Source organism: Klebsiella sp. BIGb0132 (assembly GCF_024810075.1).
GTDB classification, from domain to species: Bacteria; Pseudomonadota; Gammaproteobacteria; order Enterobacterales; family Enterobacteriaceae; genus Klebsiella; species Klebsiella terrigena.
In genome coordinates this window covers 178,814-198,268 of record NZ_JANUDW010000004.1, presented here as the reverse complement: position 1 = coordinate 198,268, position 19,455 = coordinate 178,814, and the positions used below count along the sequence as shown (strand labels likewise).

The 19,455-nt window shown below is 58.4% G+C and carries 18 protein-coding genes; 4 read left to right on the top strand and 14 right to left on the bottom strand.

The genetic code is table 11. The annotated features are described in order from the left end of the window. The first annotated feature begins 141 nt into the window (after window positions 1–141). Entirely contained in the window at window positions 142–417 is a 276-nt protein-coding gene (locus M2416_RS14240; RefSeq protein ID WP_041143725.1) for a YdgH/BhsA/McbA family protein, read from the top strand. 62 nt (window positions 418–479) lie between these two features. On the opposite strand, the gene yjfP is transcribed toward M2416_RS14240, so the two are convergent. Continuing rightward, window positions 480–1,196 (bottom strand): esterase, encoded by a 717-nt coding sequence (gene yjfP, locus M2416_RS14235; protein WP_259225133.1) that lies wholly within the window; start codon window positions 1,194–1,196, stop codon window positions 480–482. 209 nt (window positions 1,197–1,405) lie between these two features. Between yjfP and bsmA the strand changes: the two genes are divergently transcribed. After that, entirely contained in the window at window positions 1,406–1,714 is a 309-nt protein-coding gene (gene bsmA / locus M2416_RS14230; RefSeq protein WP_041143723.1) for a biofilm peroxide resistance protein BsmA, read from the top strand. A 138-nt stretch (window positions 1,715–1,852) separates the two neighbouring features. Beyond that, a complete protein-coding gene (gene yjfN, locus M2416_RS14225; RefSeq protein WP_041147507.1) occupies window positions 1,853–2,128 on the top strand; it encodes a DUF1471 family protease activator YjfN in 276 nt (91 codons plus the stop codon). Here yjfN and M2416_RS14220 read toward each other — a convergent pair. Next, window positions 2,119–3,756, bottom strand: coding sequence for an isovaleryl-CoA dehydrogenase (locus M2416_RS14220; protein ID WP_259225130.1), 1,638 nt, complete (start codon window positions 3,754–3,756; stop codon window positions 2,119–2,121). The two genes, yjfN and M2416_RS14220, sit on opposite strands and share 10 nt — an antisense overlap. A gap of 195 nt (window positions 3,757–3,951) precedes the next feature. Between M2416_RS14220 and M2416_RS14215 the strand changes: the two genes are divergently transcribed. Beyond that, window positions 3,952–5,244 carry an MFS transporter gene (locus M2416_RS14215; protein WP_259225125.1) on the top strand — a complete coding sequence of 431 codons (1,293 nt, stop codon included), beginning with the start codon at window positions 3,952–3,954 and terminating at the stop codon, window positions 5,242–5,244. Between the two features lie 28 nt (window positions 5,245–5,272). Here M2416_RS14215 and rlmB read toward each other — a convergent pair whose 3' ends face one another. The 12 genes from rlmB to amiB form a co-directional block, all read right to left on the bottom strand. Further along, on the bottom strand, window positions 5,273–6,004 hold the full coding sequence (gene rlmB, locus M2416_RS14210; RefSeq protein ID WP_041143720.1) for a 23S rRNA (guanosine(2251)-2'-O)-methyltransferase RlmB: 732 nt from the start codon (window positions 6,002–6,004) through the stop codon (window positions 5,273–5,275). Window positions 6,005–6,081: 77 nt separating this feature from the next. Further along, window positions 6,082–8,529 carry a ribonuclease R gene (rnr, locus tag M2416_RS14205; RefSeq protein ID WP_041143719.1) on the bottom strand — a complete coding sequence of 816 codons (2,448 nt, stop codon included), beginning with the start codon at window positions 8,527–8,529 and terminating at the stop codon, window positions 6,082–6,084. Window positions 8,530–8,690: 161 nt separating this feature from the next. After that, window positions 8,691–9,113 (bottom strand): nitric oxide-sensing transcriptional repressor NsrR, encoded by a 423-nt coding sequence (nsrR, locus tag M2416_RS14200; protein ID WP_076947037.1) that lies wholly within the window; start codon window positions 9,111–9,113, stop codon window positions 8,691–8,693. Between the two features lie 150 nt (window positions 9,114–9,263). Beyond that, window positions 9,264–10,562 carry an adenylosuccinate synthase gene (gene purA, locus M2416_RS14195; RefSeq protein ID WP_041143717.1) on the bottom strand — a complete coding sequence of 433 codons (1,299 nt, stop codon included), beginning with the start codon at window positions 10,560–10,562 and terminating at the stop codon, window positions 9,264–9,266. A 102-nt stretch (window positions 10,563–10,664) separates the two neighbouring features. Next, window positions 10,665–10,862: a DUF2065 domain-containing protein gene (locus M2416_RS14190; protein WP_041143716.1), complete on the bottom strand. Its 198-nt coding sequence runs from the start codon at window positions 10,860–10,862 to the stop codon at window positions 10,665–10,667. A 220-nt stretch (window positions 10,863–11,082) separates the two neighbouring features. Then, a complete protein-coding gene (gene hflC / locus M2416_RS14185; RefSeq protein ID WP_041143715.1) occupies window positions 11,083–12,087 on the bottom strand; it encodes a protease modulator HflC in 1,005 nt (334 codons plus the stop codon). Between the two features lie 2 nt (window positions 12,088–12,089). After that, window positions 12,090–13,346 (bottom strand): FtsH protease activity modulator HflK, encoded by a 1,257-nt coding sequence (gene hflK / locus M2416_RS14180; RefSeq protein WP_041143714.1) that lies wholly within the window; start codon window positions 13,344–13,346, stop codon window positions 12,090–12,092. 65 nt (window positions 13,347–13,411) lie between these two features. Then, complete coding sequence (gene hflX, locus M2416_RS14175) at window positions 13,412–14,692, bottom strand: ribosome rescue GTPase HflX (protein WP_259225106.1); 1,281 nt, start codon at window positions 14,690–14,692, stop codon at window positions 13,412–13,414. Window positions 14,693–14,888: 196 nt separating this feature from the next. Beyond that, entirely contained in the window at window positions 14,889–15,197 is a 309-nt protein-coding gene (gene hfq / locus M2416_RS14170; protein WP_041143712.1) for an RNA chaperone Hfq, read from the bottom strand. 92 nt (window positions 15,198–15,289) lie between these two features. Continuing rightward, window positions 15,290–16,240, bottom strand: coding sequence for a tRNA (adenosine(37)-N6)-dimethylallyltransferase MiaA (gene miaA, locus M2416_RS14165; RefSeq protein ID WP_045853364.1), 951 nt, complete (start codon window positions 16,238–16,240; stop codon window positions 15,290–15,292). Beyond that, window positions 16,233–18,098, bottom strand: a complete 1,866-nt coding sequence (gene mutL, locus M2416_RS14160; RefSeq protein WP_259225068.1) for a DNA mismatch repair endonuclease MutL — start codon at window positions 18,096–18,098, stop codon at window positions 16,233–16,235. Before mutL ends, miaA begins: the two co-directional genes overlap by 8 nt. Window positions 18,099–18,108: 10 nt before the next feature. After that, window positions 18,109–19,446, bottom strand: coding sequence for an N-acetylmuramoyl-L-alanine amidase AmiB (gene amiB / locus M2416_RS14155; RefSeq protein ID WP_259225062.1), 1,338 nt, complete (start codon window positions 19,444–19,446; stop codon window positions 18,109–18,111). Window positions 19,447–19,455 lie beyond the last annotated feature (9 nt).

Below are 19,455 nucleotides of genomic sequence, written 5' to 3'. Positions count from 1 at the left end.
CAGCAGCGACACTTTTTTGAACAACTTCATCAGAAATGGTCGCGATGCACCCGGCAGGGAGTGATTACACTTACATCAAGAGCAATCTGTAGCCCAAGGGAGCCCGGGTTAACGTCAGGACAGTTATAAGGAGCGTAGATTATGAAATACATCCTCATTGCCGTAATGGCTGCGCTTTTACTGAGCGCCAACGCGCTGGCAGCCATCAAAATCGATGGACGTCAGGCACGTAACATGGACGATGTACAGAGCCTGGGCGTTATCTATATCAACCACAATATGGCCACTGAGCAAGAGGCCGATAAGGCCCTTAACCAGCTGAGCGACGAACAGGGGGCAAAATACTTCCAGCCGATCCTGATCCACGAACCGGAAAGCAACGGCGCGATCCACGCCAGCGCCGCGCTCTATCGCTAACCCCTCTTATCTAACCCCTTCGTCTCCGCCACGGGGACGAAGGGTCCAGCCCGCCGCCGCGCCTAAAGCGTGCGCTTAAAGAACTCAACCGTTTCGGCCAGCGCCTCTGGCGTAATGCGATGGCGCACGCCCTGCTGCCAGACGCAGGTCAGGTTTTCGGCCAGGCCGCTTTGCTGCAGGGCCTGCTGGAGGCGGAAGGTTTCGCCAGGCGGTACCACGTCGTCCTCATCGCCGTGCCAAAGCAGCAGCGGCCTGCTGGCGAGCGTCGCCAGCTGATGGCTGACGTCCCACTCCGTCAGCTGCTCGGCGTCCAGGGAGGGTGAAGGAAACAGGCTTTGCGCGAGGCTGCTGAAATAGCCGGATCCCATCAGGCAGGCGACGCTTTTCAGCTGCGGATGATGGGTCATAATGCCCAGCGCCGTCATTCCGCCCATCGAGGCGCCGGCGACCGCCAGCCTGTCGTCCGCAATCCACCCCTGCGCGGCGATCGCAGCGCGCAGCGCGGTGAATTCGGCGAAGTTCTGTAGCAAGATGGGCCAAAAGCGCTGCATTCGTCCTTTTTCATCGCCGAAGTAGCGCGCGCCATGCTCCGGCGCATCGGGCATAATGACGCGAAATCCCGCCTCCGCCAGCGCCACGGCGAAGTAGCTATAGACCAGCTTAGAAGAGGTGAATCCGTGATAAAAAACGATACACGGCAGAGGCCGGTCTGACGCATTTTGCGGACAGGCATGAAGCACCTCGCCGCCCGCAAGATTACGCACTTCCAGTACAATCATTTATCGTCTCCCGTCTCTAGAGTAGCGATGTGCCATGGGCTAACATATAGCCAAAGGCGTGGGTTCAGCCGCGATTTATAATGTTGAGAACTGGGTTACGCTTTCACAACATTTTCATTCGAAAATCGCGTCAGAGATAACAATTCGGGAACATTCCCCGGAAATGTCATTCAGGCTACCACTACACTGTGATTAACAGGAAACGAGATATGGTTATGCGTAGGTTTACACCGTGGTTACTGGCGATTGTTCTGAGCGGCTGTAGCGCCCTGCAGGGAACGCCTGAAGCCCCGCCGCCTGCGACCAGCCATCCGCAAGAGATTCACCGTAACCAGACCAGCGGGCTACAAAAAATGGGGACGGTGAGCGTGCTGATGTATGGTTCGCCGATGGATGTTGAAGCTGCGCTGAAGGTCAAAGCAGAAGCGGCTAAAGCGGATTACTACGTCATCATAATGATTGATGACACCCTGGTTCCCGGCCAGTGGTATTCGCAGGCAATTCTGTACCGTAAATAACGGTGCGACGCCTTTAACCCCGCTTTACATTGCTTTGCATCCGTTCACGTTCTCCTGTGCATAATAACGTTCAGCCAGTCAAACCTGGCAGGACGTTAGCAACGGACTGCCCTCGGGCCACGCGAAATGGAGCTGACGATGAAACGATCATTTACCTTACCCAGCCTGCTGTTTAACGCTACAACGGCACATACTGCAGCACAGTCCGCAGAATTTGCCAGCGCGGACTGCGTCACTGGCCTGAATGAAATCGGCCTGATTTCCGTCAACAATATTGCCGGCAGCCAGCAGGACGTCGAGCATGCCATCGCCGTGAAGGCCGATGAGCAGGGCGCCTCCTGGTATCGCATCGTCCAGATGTACGAGGAACAGCAGCCGGACAGCTGGCGGGTACAGGCCATTCTCTACGCCTGAGGCGCCTGGCGCCCGCGCCCGGTGCCGCGCAGCAGCAGGTCATCGAGCGTTTGCGCGTCCAGCCGCACGCCGCCGCGCGGGTCGAGCATCATTCGACACCAGGCCTGAGCCAGCGGCGGTGAAGCGTAGCGCAGCATCTGCGCTCCCGCGCCTAGCCGGTACACCAGCCGGGTTATCTCCCGGCCCTGCTCTTCCGCTGGCCGCCTCAGCAGCTGCTGCAGCTGACGCCATCCGCGATCGAAATGGCGATTCTGCCCTTTAACTTCCGCACACTCTGTCGCCAGCAGCTCCAGCGCCGCCGGCTGCTTGCTCAGCACCCGCATCACGTCGAGACACATAATATTCCCGGAGCCTTCCCAGATGCTGTTCACCGGCGTCTCCCGGTACAGGCGCGGCAGCTCGCTCTCCTCGCAGTAGCCGATACCGCCCAGCACCTCTATCGCTTCGCCAACAAAGGGGATCGCGGATTTGCAGATAGCAAACTTCGCCGCCGGGGTAAACAGGCGGGCCCACAGCGCCTCCTGCCCGTCGTCGCGCTTGTCCCACGCGCGCGCCAGGCGGAATAAAAAGGCGGTTTGACCCTCAAGCTGCAGCGCCATCTGGCCCAGCACCTGGCGCATCATCGGCTGCTCGACCAGGCTTTTACCGAACGCCTGGCGCTGAAAAGCGTGATAGAAGGCGACCGACCAGGCCCGACGCATTAAGGCATGGCTGCCCAGCGCGCAGTCGAAGCGGGTCAGGCCGCCCATTTTGAGGATTTGCCGTACGCCGTCCCCCTCTTCGCCCACCAGCCAGCCGCAGGCGTCATAGAACTCCACCTCGCTGCTGGCGTTAGAGCGGTTGCCGAGCTTATCTTTGAGCCTTTCGAGGTGCAGCGCATTGCGCTGGCCGTCCGGCAGAAGACGCGGGACAAAGAAACAGGAGAGCCCGCCGGGCGCCTGCGCCAGCACCAGGTGCGCATCGCTTTGCGGTACCGAGAAAAACCACTTGTGGCCCACCAGACGATAAAACCCGTCGGCGCTCTTTTCGGCGCGGGTGGTATTGCTCAGCACATCCGATCCCCCCTGCTTTTCCGTCATTCCCATGCCGATCAGCAGCCCGCGCTTCTGGCTGCCCGGCACCAGGTGCGGATCGTAGCGATCGCTCAGCAGCGGCGTCAGCCAGTCGCTAAACGGCCCGGGGAGCGACTGCTGCAGCAGAGGCGTGGCGGCGAAGGTCATGGTTATCGGGCATAGCGTTCCGGCCTCCACCTGCGCATGCAGCATAAAGCGCGCCGCCCGGGCCACGAAAGCGCCGGCGCGCGCGTCGTCCTGCCAGGCGAGATTATGCACCCGGTTAGCGCACAGACCCTGCATCAGCAGGTGCCAGGCGGGATGAAAGCGCACATCGTCAAGCCGCGTGCCGGTGGCGTCATAGCGCAGCAGCTCCGGCGGATTAACGTTAGCCAGCCTCCCCAGTTCCAGCGACTCTGCCGTTCCCAGCTGCTGGCCGATGCTGGCCAGCAGATCGCCATCCCAGGCGGCGCCCTCGCGGGCTACGGCTTCGCGCAGCGCGGTATCGGACAAGAATAAGTTGCTGTTCAGCAGCGGCGTAGGCTGATTAAACACGGTATGAGTTGGCCAGTGCATAGTGCTTCCCTCCGTCAATGGCGTTGTACTCAGTATGGTCAGCCTGGGCCGGGAGCGCCCGCGAGCCGGGTCACAAAAAAACCATTCGTCCCTTCGTGAAGCGCATCACAGGCATAAGAATTTAAAATTTCACAAGGCTAAAGTTGTGGAATAATTTATTCACTTGTTATTTTTTTGTTGAAATCAGGATGGCCTATGCAGACCGCGACACGCCCTACGGGCGCGCACAAGCGCGCGCTGATCGCCGGATCTATCGGCAACTTTATTGAATGGTATGAGTTTGCGGTCTACGGCTTTCTGGCGACGGTTATCGCCCGGAACTTCTTTCAGCTGGCCGGCGAGGCGCCGCTGACGGGTCTGATCCTGACCTACGCCTCCTTCGCCATCGCCTTTTTCTTCCGCCCGCTAGGCGCCATTATTTTTGGCCGCATCGGCGATCGAATCGGCCGCAAGCCGACGCTGATCGTCGTCCTGGTGATGATGACGCTCGCCACCACGGCAATTGGCCTGGTACCGACGTATGCCAGCATCGGGTTGGCGGCCCCGCTGATTTTGACCGGGCTGCGCATTCTGCAGGGGCTGTTTGCCGGCGGGGAGTATGGCGGTGCCGTCTCGCTGATGACCGAGTTTGCGCCTCGCGGCAAGCGCGGCCTGTATGGCGCATGGCAATCCTTCACCGTCGCCCTCGGCCTGCTGGCCGGCGCCGGGGTCGTCGCCCTGATATCCGCGGTGCTGAGCCCGGAAGAGCTCCATGCCTGGGGCTGGCGAATTCCGTTCTTCCTCGCCATCCCGATGGGGGTAGTCGCGCTCTGGCTGCGGGTGAAAATGGAAGAGACGCCGGGCTTTCTCCGCCAACAGCAGCAGCAGCGTCCGCAGGCCAGCGCCGACCTGAGCCATACTCTTAAAGCAATTATCACCGGCATCGGCCGCCTGATGGTCTGGTCCGCCGCAGGCTACACCTACCTGGTGATTATGCCCGCCTACCTGCAGTCGGCGCTGCATACCGGCTTTAACCAGGCGCTGCTGATCGCGGTGATCTCCAATATTGGCTTTGCGCTGACCATTCTTCCTGCCGGGATCCTCAGCGATAGGTGGGGCCGGCGTAACGTGATGGTGATGGCCGCGGTGCTGCTGCTGATCCTGGCGCTGCCGCTGCTGAAAATTCTTCAGGCGGAATCCAGCACGCTGCTGATAAAAGGCGCGGTGGTGCTCGTTGCCGGCGGTCTGGTGGGGGTACTGGCAGGGCCGGGACCGGCGATGCTGGCAGAGATGTTCCCGACAAGGGTGCGCTATACCGGCCTTGGGCTGGCCTATTCGCTCTCTAATGCGGTGTTTTCCGGCTGCGCCGGGCTGATTATTACCGGCCTGATTAAACAGACCGGTAATCTTGATATTCCGGCTTACTACGTCATGGCGACGGCGGTAGTCAGCATCATCGCGCTGATGACGCTCAATAAGAACGATCACCTGCGCTCGCTGGACGAGTAGCCGCCGGGCAGCGTGCGCCCGGCGTTAATCAGCTGCGCTGGCGCACGGCTTCAAACAGGCAAATGCCGGTCGCGACGGAGACGTTCAGCGAGGAGACGCTGCCGGCCATCGGAATGCTGATCAGCTCATCGCAGTGTTCGCGCGTCAGGCGGCGCATCCCTTCCCCCTCGGCACCCATCACCAGCGCCATCGGGCCGGTCATCTTGCTCTGGAAGAGGGTATGGTCCGCTTCACCGGCGGTGCCGACGATCCAGACGTTCTCTTCCTGCAGCAGACGCATGGTGCGCGCGAGGTTAGTCACGCGGATCAGCGGTACGTTTTCCGCCGCGCCGCAGGCGACTTTTTTCGCCGTCGCGTTCAGCTGCGCCGAACGGTCGCGCGGCACGATCACCGCGTGTACGCCAGCGGCATCGGCGCTGCGCAGGCAGGCGCCAAGGTTATGCGGATCGGTAACGCCGTCGAGAATCAGCAGCAGCGGCTGATCGAGAGAGGCGAGCAGTTCAGGCAGGTCGTTCTCCTGGTACTGACGTCCCGGCTTCACGCGGGCAATAATCCCCTGATGCACGGCGCCTTCGCTTTTCTCATCGAGAAACTGGCGGTTAGCGACCTGAATCACCACGCCCTGGGCTTCCAGCGCATGGATCAGCGGCAGCAGGCGTTTATCCTCGCGGCCTTTGAGAATATAGACTTCCTGAAAACGCTCAGGAGCGCGCTCCAGCAGGGCCTGCACCGCGTGGATGCCGTAAATCATTTCACTCATTGATGTACTCGTTGCTTGTTAATATTGCCGTTCGGCTTTACAGGCCGGATATCCCGGCCTGTAAGATTGATGCCCGCTTACTCAGCGGTTTTCTTTTTCGCCGCGCGCTTCGCTTTGGTTGCGGCAGCTATTTTCTGCGTTTTGGTCGACGGCTTCTTCGCTTTTTTCTCGCCTTTAGGCTGGGCAGCCTGGGGCTGAGACTTGCCTTTCTCTTTACGGAAGGCGCTATCCGGCTCGAAGTTGACCTGCTTACCGGCCTGACGACGACGCCCGGAAGGTTTGCCAGCGTTCGACTTTTTCGCCTTCTCACGCTCGGTCTTGCCGACGTTGCGCGGGGCGCGTTCGCTGGAGATCAGCGAGAAGTCGATTTTGCGCTCGTCCATATTGACCGCTTCCACGCGGACTTCCACGCGATCGCCCAGTCGATAGGTCTGACCGCCGGACTCGCCGATCAGACGCTGCCCGACCTGGTCAAAGCGGTAGTAGTCGTTATCCAGGGATGACACGTGCACCAGGCCGTCGATAAACAGCTCGTCCAGGCGGACGAAGAAGCCAAAGCCGGTGACGCTGGCAATCACGCCCTTAAAGACGTTGCCCACCTGATCCAGCATAAAGTCACACTTCAGCCAGTCAGAGACCTCGCGGGTCGCTTCGTCGGCGCGGCGTTCGGCCATCGAACAGTGCGCGCCCAGCTGCAGCATCTCTTCCATGCTGTAGTGCCAGCCGCCGGTTTCAGTGCTGTTGCCTTTGTGCCCCTGCTCTTTCGCCAGCAGATACTTAATGGCGCGGTGCAGCGACAGGTCAGGATAGCGGCGGATAGGCGAGGTGAAGTGCGCGTAGGACTGCAGCGCCAGGCCAAAGTGGCCGCGGTTTTCCGGATCGTAGACCGCCTGCTTCATCGAGCGCAGCAGCATGGTTTGCAGCATCTCGTGGTCAGGACGATCGGCGATGGAGGTCAGCAGCTCGGCGTAGTCGCGCGGCTCCGGCTTGTTGCCACCGGGCAGCTCCAGACCAAGCTCCGCCAGCACCGTGCGGAAAGCGGTGATCGCTTCAGTGGTCGGCTTATCGTGGATACGGAACAGGGCCGGCTCCAGCGCCTTCTCAACGAAGCGAGCGGCGGAGATGTTCGCCAGAATCATGCACTCTTCGATCAGCTTATGGGCGTCGTTACGCTGGGTCTGCTCAATACGCTCGATGCGGCGTTCAGCGTTAAAGATGAACTTCGCTTCTTCACTTTCAAAGGAGATGCCGCCGCGCTCTTCGCGAGCGCTATCGAGGACTTTGTAAAGGGTATGCAGTTCTTCGATATGCTTCACCAGCGGCGCATACTGCTCACGCAGCTCGCCGTCGCCCTGCAGCATATGCCATACCTTGGTATAGGTCAGGCGCGCGTGCGAGCTCATTACCGCTTCATAGAATTTGTAGCCGGTCAGGCGGCCTTTTGACGAAATCGTCATTTCGCAAACCATGCACAGGCGATCGACCTGCGGGTTCAGCGAGCACAGGCCGTTAGAGAGCACTTCCGGCAGCATCGGTACCACCTGCGAAGGGAAGTAGACCGAGGTGCCGCGGCTGCGCGCTTCGCCGTCCAGCGGCGTACCGGGACGCACGTAGTAGCTTACGTCGGCAATGGCGACCCACAGGCGCCAGCCGCCGCCGCGTTTCTTCTCGCAGTAAACCGCGTCATCAAAGTCGCGGGCGTCCTCACCATCGATGGTGACCAGCGGCAGATCGCGTAAATCAACGCGGCCGATTTTCGCCTCTTCCGGCACCTGCTCTTTGAGCACGGAGACCTGTTTTTCCACCTCTGGTGGCCAGGTGTACGGGATTTCATGGGTGCGCAGCGCCATATCGACCGCCATGCTGGTGCCCATGTTATCGCCCAGCACCTCAACGATTTTGCCCACCGCTTTCGTGCGACGGGTCGGGCGCTGGGTCAGTTCAACGACCACCACAAAGCCCATCCGCGCGCCCATCACTTCTTCAGGCGGGATCAGGATATCAAAGCTCAGGCGGCTGTCGTCAGGGACCACGAAGCCCACGCCGGCGTCGGTGAAGTAGCGGCCGACGATCTGGCTGGTTTTTGGCACCAGCACCCGCACAATACGCGCTTCGCGGCGGCCTTTACGGTCCGCGCCCAGCGGCTGCGCCAGCACCTGATCGCCATGAATACAGGTTTTCATCTGCTCAGACGACAGGTACAGGTCGTCTTTACGCCCCTCGACGCGCAGGAAGCCAAAGCCATCGCGATGGCCGATAACCACGCCTTTGAGCAGGTCAAGACGCTCCGGCAGGGCGTAGCACTGACGGCGGGTAAACACCAGCTGCCCGTCGCGCTCCATGGCGCGCAGGCGACGGCGTAGCCCTTCTAACTGCTCATCGCCTTCGATATTCAGCTCTATCGCCAGCTCGTCTCGGCTGGCCGGTTTTTCACGTTTTGCTAAATGATCGAGGATAAATTCCCGGCTAGGGATTGGATTCGCATACTTTTCAGCTTCGCGGTCCTGGAAAGGATCTTGTGACATCTCGGTTCCTCCGTTGTCATCTCTGGTGAAAGTTCCTTCGTCTTTCACGCCGCCTCTTTGTTAGCTGCCTTCACTCACTCCTGTCACTTACCTGAGTAAGCTCCCGGAGATTCGTTCAGTTGCCGCCGCGATGCGACCTGAAATACTCGGCCTTTAACTCTTTACACCAGCAATAATTTATAAAGCGGTTGATTCTCTTCAACCAAATCAGCCAGCGTGTAGTTATCAAGTTCCTTAAGAAAACTTTGCGCCGCTTCTGCAAGCGCCTGTTTCAGGCGACACGCGGGAGTAATGTGGCAAAATTCGCTGCTGCAGTTGACCAGCGATAGCGGCTCAAGATCGCGAACCACGTCACCTACACGAATCGTTTTTGCCGGCTTACCGAGGCGGATCCCCCCGTTCTTTCCCCGCACTGCCATAACGTAACCAGAGCGACTCAGCTGATTGATGATTTTTACCATATGATTACGCGACACGCCGTAGACCTCCGTCACTTCGGAGATACTCGTCATTCGGCCATCCGGTAGCGACGCCATATAGATAAGCGCTCGTAATCCGTAATCAGTGAAACTCGTTAACTGCACAGCAACCTCAGGGTAAGGGAAAAGCGGTGAATCCGCAGGGTATGACTATATTGATGATAAACCAGCCGACGCACAGGCCGCTAATTTATTTGAAATGGGGCGGGTAGGCAGCAAAAACAAGGGGCGCCCAATCGGCGCCCCTGGAGATAATTATGCGTCGAACGGGTCGCGCAGAATCATCGTCTCGGTACGGTCAGGACCGGTAGAGATAATATCAACCGGTACGCCGGTCAGCTCTTCAATACGCGCGATGTAGTTCAGCGCCGCCTGCGGCAGGCCGCTACGCTCTTTCACGCCGAAGGTGGTTTCGGACCAGCCCGGCATGACTTCATAGATCGGCTCAATGCCTTCCCAGTTGTCGGCTGCCAGCGGAGTGGTGGTCACTTCGCGGCCGTCCGGCAGACGGTAAGCTACGCAGATTTTAACTTCTTTCAGGCCGTCCAGCACGTCCAGCTTGGTCAGGCAGAAGCCGGACAGGGAGTTGATCTGCACCGCGCGACGGATCGCCACGATATCCAGCCAGCCGGTACGACGACGACGGCCGGTAGTGGCGCCGAATTCGTTACCCTGCTTGCACAGGAACTCGCCGATGTCATCAAACAGCTCGGTCGGGAACGGACCTGCCCCTACGCGAGTAGAGTAAGCTTTGATGATACCCAGAACGTAATCCACATAACGCGGACCCAGGCCGGAGCCGGTTGCCACGCCACCTGCGGTGGTGTTGGAGGAGGTTACGTACGGATAGGTACCGTGGTCGATATCCAGCAGAGTGCCCTGCGCGCCTTCGAACATCACGAAGTCGCCGCGCTGACGCGCCTGATCCAGCAGATCGGAGACGTCTACAACCATCGCCGTCAGGATGTCGGCAATCGCCATCACGTCATCAAGGACTTTTTGATAATCAACCGCTTCCGCTTTGTAGAAGTTCACCAGCTGGAAGTTGTGATATTCCATCACTTCTTTCAGTTTGTCAGCGAAGGTGGCTTTATCAAACAGGTCACCCACGCGCAGACCGCGGCGAGCGACTTTATCTTCGTAAGCAGGCCCGATGCCGCGACCGGTGGTACCGATAGCTTTCGCACCGCGTGCTTTTTCACGCGCAACGTCCAGCGCAACGTGATAATCGAGGATAAGCGGACAGGCTTCGGACAGCAGCAGACGCTCACGGACAGGGATACCACGGTCTTCCAGTCCTTTCATTTCTTTCATCAGCGCAGCCGGAGACAGCACAACACCGTTACCGATGATGCTGGTGACATTTTCGCGGAGAATACCTGATGGAATAAGATGCAGGACGGTTTTTTCACCGTTGATTACGAGAGTATGGCCTGCGTTGTGACCACCCTGGTAGCGCACAACATATTTAGCCCGTTCAGTCAGGAGATCGACGATCTTCCCTTTACCTTCGTCACCCCATTGGGTGCCCAGTACGACGACGTTGTTGCCCATTTTTCAAAATCACCGTTTGCTTAAAAATGGATTCTACCATCGCTTTTTCAGAGTTACAGCACTTTTTGCACTCAATATCAGCCAGGTCTGGCCATTTTTTGATCAGCCCAGTGATTTCGTCAACATGTAGTAGATGACTATCCCGGCAACCACAAGACCGCCGCCAAAACGGCGTAATAAATTATCCGGCAGCTGGCTCATTGTGGCGATCATCCGACGCCAGGCGCGCGGATAAAGCAGCGGCCCCAGCCCTTCAAGTACTAAAACCAGCGCCAGTGCCAGCCAGATTGTTGAGTTCATGATTAACCTTTAGAGAGAAACGAAACCAGCGTCGCCGCAGAGCGTCAGGGCCTGAGTCATGACGCTTTTTGCCCGTGTTGCATATTGTCCGGCATTTCGCGTTGATTATGCACTTTTTTTGCAGAAAAAACGCATAACCCATTGTGTTAAGAGTTATTTCTGGAATTAAAAATATAAAAAAGGCGCCTTTCTCAAGGCGCCTTTTCGCTGACTAAATCGCTTATTTGCGAGCGGAGTCAGGTGACTTCATGTAGCGGAAGAAATCGCTGTCCGGGCTTAGAACCATCACATCCTGGTTACCCTGGAAGCTGTTCTCATAGGCGCGCAGGCTACGGATAAAGGCATAGAAGCCCGGATCCTGGCTAAACGCATCGGCAAACAGCTTGGCCGACTCTGCATCGCCTTCACCACGCATGATGCGGCCCTGGCGCTCGGCTTCTGCCAGCGTCTTGGTCACTTCATAGTCCGCGGTAGCGCGCAGCTTCTCAGCCTCTTCCTGGCCCTGTGAACGGTGGCGACGAGCAACCGCTTCACGCTCGGCGCGCATACGGTTATAAATCGCTTCAGACACTTCGGCCGGCAGGTTGATCTGCTTGATTCGTACGTCGACGACTTCAATACCCAGCGCCGCCATACTGTTCGGGTTAACAACCGGGACCTTGCCGTTAGTTTCTGCCGATACGCGCTCCGCCGCTTTGGCGATAGCATCGTCAGCGGCCGGCGTGCTGACTTCATCTTCGGTGCCCGCTGAGCCGGAGTTCAGCGCATCGCGCACTTCCAGCGTCAGACGACCGCGGGAATCGGTTACGATATCCTTCACGTCCAGACGACCAATCTCAGAACGCAGACGGTCAGAGAATTTACGCTTCAGCAGCACCTCGGCCTGGGAGACGTCGCCGCCGCCGGTAGCCAGATAGTAACGGCTGAAGTCGCTGATACGCCACTTGATGTAGGAGTCGACGATCAGGTCTTTCTTCTCTTTGGTAACAAAGCGATCGGCCTGGTTATCCATGGTCTGAATACGCGCATCGAGCGTTTTCACGGACTCAATGAACGGGATCTTGAAGTGCAGACCCGGCGAATAGACCAGCGGTTTATTTTCGCTATCGCGCAGTACCTTACCAAAACGCAGCGTAATACCGCGCTCGCCCTCTTTAACCACAAAGATAGACATGTAAAGCACTACCAGCACGATGGCAATAATCGCAATTACAGGTTTACGCATCGTTATTCCCCCTGACGCTGGTAGTCGTTACGCTGCGCGTTAGCGCGACGTTGGTCCATAATGTTGCCATCCGTAGTGGTCGACGTGGTGCTGGCGCTGCTTGAGCTGGAAGCAGGCGGCAGGCGCAGCAGATCGTTCGCACCGCTGCTATTGCCCTTTGCTGCCGGCGTACCGGCGCCTTTCAGCATCTGGTCCAGAGGCAGAACCATCAGATTGCCGCCCTTATCGTTAACCAGCACTTTGCGGGTATGGCTCAGTACTTTTTCCATGGTTTCGATATACAGACGCTCACGGGTAATCTCCGGCGCGGCTTTGTACTCAGGCAGGATCTTCGCAAAGCGCGCGACCTCACCCTGAGCTTCAAGAACGGTCTGAGTCTTGTACGCACGCGCCTCTTCGAGGATACGCTGCGCTGCACCGTTAGCGCGCGGCTGCACTTCGTTGGTGTAAGCTTCGGCTTCACGGATGTACTGCTGCTCGTTCTCACGCGCGGCAATCGCATCATCAAACGCGGCCTTCACCTCTTCCGGCGGACGTGCCGTCTGGAAGTTGACGTCCAGCAGGGTAATACCCATGTCGTACGGGCGAATCGTCTCTTCCAGCTCGCGCTGGGTATCGCTACGAATCACGGTACGGCCTTCAGTCAGAATACGGTCCATGGTGTACTTGCCGATAACGCCGCGCAGGGCGCTGTCGGTTGCCTGACGCAGGCTATCGTCGGCGCTGGCAACGCTAAACAGGTAGCGTTCTGGATCGGTTACCCGATACTGCACGTTCATCTCAACGCGCACGACGTTTTCATCAGACGTCAGCATGACGCCAGAAGCCGCCAGTTCACGTACCGATTCAACGTTGACTGCCTGCACGTTATCGATAAAGGTTGGCTTCCAGTTAAGACCCGGCTCAACCAGATGGCTGAATTTACCAAAGCGAGTCACCACACCACGTTCCGCTTCCTTGATGGTATAGAAACCGCTGGCTGCCCAGATAATAACGGCGGCTGCGGCAACGATGCCGACAATGCGTCCGCCCATAGGCCCGCGAGGTCCCTGAGAGCCGCTAGCGCCTCCCTGTCCCCCTTTGCCGCCACCGAGACCGCCAAGTTTTTTACTTAACTTGCGGAAGATATCATCCAGATCGGGCGGCCCCTGCTCGCGACCACCTTTATTGCCATTTCCCCCGGAGTTGCCGCCTTGGTTATTGCTGCTCCCCCACGGGTCGCGGTCCTGTCCGTTATTACCGGGCTGATTCCACGCCATGTATATGCTCCATATTTGTTTTTGATATCCCCACAGGGGTTAATATCTTCAGGCAAGCTGCAAGGTCAAATCACGTAATCAACCAGCGCTGGCTCTTGTTTACAGAGGCGACGCCAGTCAACGATCGGCATGCGCACCTGCAGACTCACGCTGCCGTCATCCTCCAGCCACTCTTTTTCTATCGCCTGAAGCTGATAGAACCGACTTCTCAGTCGCCCTTCCTGCGGCGGTAAGCGCAGCGTGTGCTGAGCCACTTCACCGGAAAGCCGTTCCGTCAAAGCCTGAAAAAGCAGCGGTACCCCAATTCCGGTCTGCGCAGAGAGCCAGACCCGAATCGGTTTATTCTCTTCATCCCGGTCGATACGCGGTTCAAAATCGTCAAGCATGTCGATTTTGTTCATCACCAGCAGCACCGGGATCTCATCGGCCTCGATTTCAGCGAGAACCGTATTCACGGCATCAATGTTTTCCTGCAGACGGACGTCGGCTGCGTCAATCACGTGCAGCAGCAGCGTCGCCTGACGCGTCTCCTGCAGCGTGGCTTTAAACGCGGCGACCAAGTCGTGCGGCAGGTGACGAATAAAGCCTACGGTGTCCGCCAGCACGGTTTCACCTACGTCAGTGACGTCGATGCGGCGCAGCGTCGGGTCCAGAGTCGCGAACAGCTGGTCCGCCGCGTAAACCTCAGCTTCGGTTATCTGGTTAAACAGCGTTGATTTCCCGGCGTTGGTGTACCCCACCAGCGACACGGTGGGAATATCGGCTTTGGCTCGTGACCGCCGTCCCTGTTCACGCTGCTTTGATACTTTTTCCAGCCGCCCGAGGATCTGCATAATGCGGTTACGCAGCAGTCGACGGTCAGTCTCGAGCTGGGTTTCACCCGGGCCACGCAAACCAATCCCGCCCTTCTGTCTTTCAAGGTGGGTCCAGCCGCGTACCAGGCGCGTCGCCATATGGCGCAGCTGCGCCAGCTCAACCTGAAGTTTCCCTTCGTGGGTGCGCGCTCGCTGGGCGAAAATATCTAAAATAAGTCCTGTACGATCGATAACCCGGCATTCGCACAGCTGCTCCAGGTTGCGTTCCTGGGCTGGGCTCAGGGCATGATCGAACAGCACGACCGACGCGCCGGTCGCTTTTACGGCTTCCGCAATTTCGACAGCCTTACCTTCACCAACAAAATATTTCGGGTGCGGTGCTTTACGGCTACCGGTAATCACCTGCATTGCTTCGACACCGGCAGAGGAGACCAGGGATTCAAACTCCTGAAGGTCTTCCATATCTTTGTCTTGCGAAAAATAGATGTGTACCAGCACCGCCTGCTCACCGGCATCATAACGGTCAAACAAGCGTAAACCCCTTCTTAAATACCAGCGGGGAACAGAGTCACTCGTGGTCTTTCTGGCTGCGTGAGTATTGGCCTTACTCGTTTACCCCAGCCATTTACGGCTGTAAACGCCTGGGGATTCACTACATACCGCCTTCCTGCAACCCAAAGCTCATAGAGTAAAATCTGGCTCCCCGCCTGGAAAAACAGCATTAACCTTATTCGGCGTCTTCGCTGTCTTGCTGCGGCGCAGAAGAACCCTGCGCGCTACCACCGTGGTGATAGTTGCTTGTACCGCCGCCAGCATTATTGCTGTGGTGAGACACCGGGCGAGACGGAACAACGGTAGAAATTGCGTGCTTGTAGACCATCTGGCTGACCGTGTTCTTCAACAGGATCACGAACTGATCGAAAGACTCAATTTGCCCTTGCAGCTTAATACCATTCACCAAATAAATAGAAACCGGAACGCGTTCCCGACGCAAAGCGTTCAGGAACGGATCTTGTAAAGATTGCCCCTTAGCCATTCTCTCTTTTCCTTATATGTATGCTTGTTTTGTACTCAGAACCTTACGATTCTTAAAAAAAATTACGCACGATACCGTTTAATTGTACACGTTCAGTCCTGGCTCGCACCAACTACCTGTAATACTTTGTTGAGCGCCTGTTCAGGTTGTTCACTGTCTAACCAGTGAATATCTTCCCAGCCGCGCAACCAGGTTATCTGACGCTTGGCTAACTGTCTCGTGGCGCAAACACCTCGATAAACCATTTCATCATACGGGATCTCGCCATCAAGGTATGACCACATCTGGCGATATCCTACACAACGAATGGAAGGCATATCCGTATGCAAATCTCCGCGGGCAAATAGCGCCCGTACTTCTGCTTCAAAACCTGAAGCTAACATCTGATGAAAACGCTGTTCTATGCGCTGATGGAGCAGTTCCCGGCTCGCCGGGGCGATGGCGAACTGATGCACCTTGTACGGCAGAGCGTCTCCCGACGTTTGCGTCAGTTCCGTTAAAGTTTTACCCGAAATGAAAAAAACTTCCAGTGCTCGGGAAAGTCTTTGCGGATCATTTGGATGAATACGCGCGGCGGCGACGGGATCGATCTCCTGTAGCTGCCGGTGCAGTGCGTGCCACCCCTGCTCTGCTGCCTGTTGCTCAATCTTTGCTCTGACCTCGGGATCTGCCGACGGTAGCGGCGAAAGCCCTTCCAGCAACGCTTTGAAATACAACATTGTTCCGCCAACAAGTAGCGGAATACGCCCGGCAGCGACGATATCCGCCATTTCTGCCAGCGCATCGCGACGAAAGTCCGCCGCGGAGTAAGCCTCTGCCGGGTCGAGAATATCCAGCAGTCGATGCGGCGCTGCGCTCAGCTCTGCCGCATCCGGCTTGGCCGTACCAATGTCCATTCCTCGATAGATAAGGGCGGAATCGACACTAATCAACTCTACCGGTAAAATTTTACGCAAAGCAATGGCCAGCGCCGTTTTACCGGAGGCCGTTGGGCCCATTAAAAATATTGCCTTAGGCAGGCTCGCCTCAGTTACATCACTCATCTTTCAGGGCATTCATCGCCGAATTCAGGTCAACGGGTTGTAACAGGCCGCCCGGCGGAGCTTTTACCAGCTGCGGACATAAACGCTCTACGTCCGCCAGCACGCTAATCGCCTGCGCCATATTCCACTGCGCGTGCTCGCTCGCCAGATTGCGCGCGATCCACTGCGCGATGTCACCGACGTCAAATGCGTTTCGCTGCGCCAGGTAGCCTATCAGTTCAGGAATCAAGATTTGTAAATTTTGTTGTCTTAAGGGTAAAGGCACCGCGCGAACCGTCAAATGCTGCGCATCGGACTGCAGATCGATCCCCAAAGCCACCAGCGCCGCCTGCGCTTTCGCCAGCGCGTCCTTTTCCGCGCCCGAGACCTTTAGCCGCAGCGGGATCAGCAGCGGCTGTCCGCATACCGGCTCCCCGGCGGGCGTCAGCTGCGCCTGACGCAGCCAGCGTTCGGCCACCGGCAGCGCCAGAAGCGCCAGCCTGCCGTTGCGCTCCAGCAGCGCGCAATCACCCTCAACGATGGTCAGCACGCGGCCAAAGCTTTGGCTGTGCCCGGATAAACCTTCCACCGCGGGAGCCGGGGCGCTACTTTTACGCTCGGCGGCCGGCGTCTCAAGCAGCTGACGATACAGGGCCCCCTGCTGCTTTTGGTATCCCGGCTGCGCGTGTGGCCAGCCGGTGCCGGCCCCGCCAGACGAGCTGGAAGGCTCGCGCGGCGTTTCGCGGCCGTAGCGCGCGGCGGCTGGCTCTCGTGCGGAAACCGGCTGTGCAAAATGGTTAGCGCCGGCCGCGATCCGATTCTCCGGTATCTGCAGACGCGGCGGCTGGCCCTCATCCTCTCCCGCCAGCGGCGCGCTGAGCTGCTGTTGGAGGACGCTGAGCACCCCTTGATAGATAAAATCATGGACCAGCCGGGACTGGTGAAAACGCACTTCATGCTTCGCCGGATGGACGTTGACATCCACCTGGTGCGGGTCAATCTCAAGGTACAGGACAAAAGCCGGCTGCTGATCGGCCCCGAGCTTATCTTCACAGGCCTGGCGAATAGCGTGGTTGATCAGCCGATCGCGCATCATACGGCCGTTGACGTAGCAGTACTGGATCTCCGCCAGCGCCGGATTGGTATGCAGCGGATCGGCCACCCAGCCGCTGAGGGTCAGATCGCCGTGCTGCCACTCAATCGCCAGCGCCTGATCAAGGAACGGCGTACCGCAGATAGCCCCCAGCCGCCGCTCGCGCTGTCCGCCCGCGGGTACGGCACGATACTGGCGCATCGCCTTGCCGTTATGGCTGAGATTAATCGTGACGTCGAAACGCGCCAGCGCGATGCGGCGGACGATTTCATCGATATGGTTGAATTCCGTCTTTTCGGTACGCATAAACTTGCGGCGTGCCGGGGTGTTATAGAACAGATCCAGCACTTCCAGCGTGGTGCCGACCGGGTGCGCCGCCGGCTTGACGGTCACGTCCTGATCGCGCCCTTCGGCGTAGGCCTGCCAGGCCTCCTGCTGCTCAGCCGTGCGGGAGGTCAGGGTCAGCCGCGCCACCGAGCTGATACTGGCCAGCGCTTCCCCGCGAAAGCCAAGGCTGATAATGGCTTCCAGATCGTCAAGGGAGGCAATTTTACTGGTGGCGTGGCGAGCCAGCGCCAGCGCCAGCTCGTCCTTTTTGATGCCGCAGCCGTTGTCCCGAATGCGGATAAGCTTCGCGCCGCCGCGTTCGATATCAATATCAATTCGGGTCGCGCCGGCATCAAGGCTGTTTTCGACCAGCTCCTTAACCACCGACGCCGGACGTTCCACCACCTCCCCTGCGGCAATCTGGTTGGCGAGCTGCGGCGGCAGAACCTGAATCGGCATGACTGACTCCTTAATTTATCAACGTCCTGCCAGGCGACGCGGCGCTGGCCGTTTGTGCGGGCTCGCCGCGCGGGGCTGATTGCAGCGGGTGCTGCATAAAGTAATTACGCAGACCGTTATAAATCGCTTCGGCAAGCTGCTGCTGATAGTTGTCGCTGGCCAGCAGCCGCTCTTCGCCGGTGTTGCTGATAAAGCCGGTTTCGACGAGGATCGACGGAATATCCGGCGAACGCAGCACGCCAAGGCTGGCGTGTTCCGGACGGCGCTTGTGGAGATCGCCGACCCGCTGCAGCTGGCTCAATACGTTAGTCGCCACATCATACCCGACGCGCTGGGAATGGCCGAACTGTAAATCCAGCACCGCCTGACTCAGGTAGGGGTCCGACTGGCTGTTCGCCAGCACGTCGCCCGCGCCGCCGAGCAGCTCGGACTGCTTCTCATGCTGCTCAAGCCAGCCCGCCATTTCGCTATTGGCGCGACGGTTAGACAGCACCCATACCGACGCGCCGGTCGCGTCACGGTTCGGCGCCGCATCGGCGTGAATCGACACCAGGAAGTTGGCATTTTGCTTACGGGCGACGTCAGAACGACCCATCACCGAAATAAAGTAGTCGCCGTCGCGGGTCAGCACCGGCTTGAACAGCGGATCGGCGTTCAGCAGCGTACGCAGCTTGCGGGCAATCGCAATCGTCACGTTCTTCTCTTTGGTACCATCCGGGCCGATCGCGCCCGGATCCTGGCCGCCGTGGCCGGCGTCGATCGCAATAATGACCTTATCGTCCGTCGCCACCGCGCGCGCGGCCGGCCGCGTCACGGGCTGACTCTCGGTCATTACCGTTTGCCGTTCGTTACCCGATGACTTAAACGGGTTGCGCGCCGGTGCCACCGGCAGCGGACGTGGGGCGATCGTCGGCGTCTCCACCCGCTTCACGACCGCCGGAGGCGGTGGAGGCGGCGGCGGAACGTCGGCGTTAATCGTGAACACCACGGTATAATTAGAGCCGTTTTGCTGCTTCACCGCGCGGGTTTTACCGTCTTCCGTCAGGTCCACCAGCAGGCGCAGAGACTGGGTATCCTGCGCGGCGCCCGCGCGAATGCTTTTCACCAGGTTGCTGCCGCTAAACAGCAGCGGTAATCCCTGCAGGGTGCCGGTCTGCTTGATATCCAGCGCCACCGTGCGTTTGCCCTGCGGGCTAAAGGAGTATTCGGGATCGCCGATAAAGCTAATGGTAATACGGGCCTGCCGATCTCCGTTAGAGACCTGGATATCGGATAAACTTGCCGCAAAGGTCTGCATGCTAAACAGCATCAGCGCAGCGGCCAGCCAGGGGGTTATGCGATATTTCATCCCGCGATC

Bases quoted from the DNA above. Each gene is read 5' to 3' on its own strand.
- M2416_RS14240 (WP_041143725.1), top strand. From the start codon at position 142: ATGAAATACATCCTCATTGCCGTAATGGCTGCGCTTTTACTGAGCGCC.
- purA (WP_041143717.1), bottom strand. From the start codon at position 10,562: ATGGGCAACAACGTCGTCGTACTGGGCACCCAATGGGGTGACGAAGGT.
- rnr (WP_041143719.1), bottom strand. From the start codon at position 8,529: ATGTCACAAGATCCTTTCCAGGACCGCGAAGCTGAAAAGTATGCGAAT.
- M2416_RS14215 (WP_259225125.1), top strand. From the start codon at position 3,952: ATGCAGACCGCGACACGCCCTACGGGCGCGCACAAGCGCGCGCTGATC.
- amiB (WP_259225062.1), bottom strand. From the start codon at position 19,446: ATGAAATATCGCATAACCCCCTGGCTGGCCGCTGCGCTGATGCTGTTT.
- mutL (WP_259225068.1), bottom strand. From the start codon at position 18,098: ATGCCGATTCAGGTTCTGCCGCCGCAGCTCGCCAACCAGATTGCCGCA.
- M2416_RS14220 (WP_259225130.1), bottom strand. From the start codon at position 3,756: ATGCACTGGCCAACTCATACCGTGTTTAATCAGCCTACGCCGCTGCTG.
- hflC (WP_041143715.1), bottom strand. From the start codon at position 12,087: ATGCGTAAACCTGTAATTGCGATTATTGCCATCGTGCTGGTAGTGCTT.
- yjfP (WP_259225133.1), bottom strand. From the start codon at position 1,196: ATGATTGTACTGGAAGTGCGTAATCTTGCGGGCGGCGAGGTGCTTCAT.
- bsmA (WP_041143723.1), top strand. From the start codon at position 1,406: ATGGTTATGCGTAGGTTTACACCGTGGTTACTGGCGATTGTTCTGAGC.
- rlmB (WP_041143720.1), bottom strand. From the start codon at position 6,004: ATGAGTGAAATGATTTACGGCATCCACGCGGTGCAGGCCCTGCTGGAG.
- yjfN (WP_041147507.1), top strand. From the start codon at position 1,853: ATGAAACGATCATTTACCTTACCCAGCCTGCTGTTTAACGCTACAACG.
- miaA (WP_045853364.1), bottom strand. From the start codon at position 16,240: ATGAGTGATGTAACTGAGGCGAGCCTGCCTAAGGCAATATTTTTAATG.
- hflK (WP_041143714.1), bottom strand. From the start codon at position 13,346: ATGGCGTGGAATCAGCCCGGTAATAACGGACAGGACCGCGACCCGTGG.
- M2416_RS14190 (WP_041143716.1), bottom strand. From the start codon at position 10,862: ATGAACTCAACAATCTGGCTGGCACTGGCGCTGGTTTTAGTACTTGAA.
- hfq (WP_041143712.1), bottom strand. From the start codon at position 15,197: ATGGCTAAGGGGCAATCTTTACAAGATCCGTTCCTGAACGCTTTGCGT.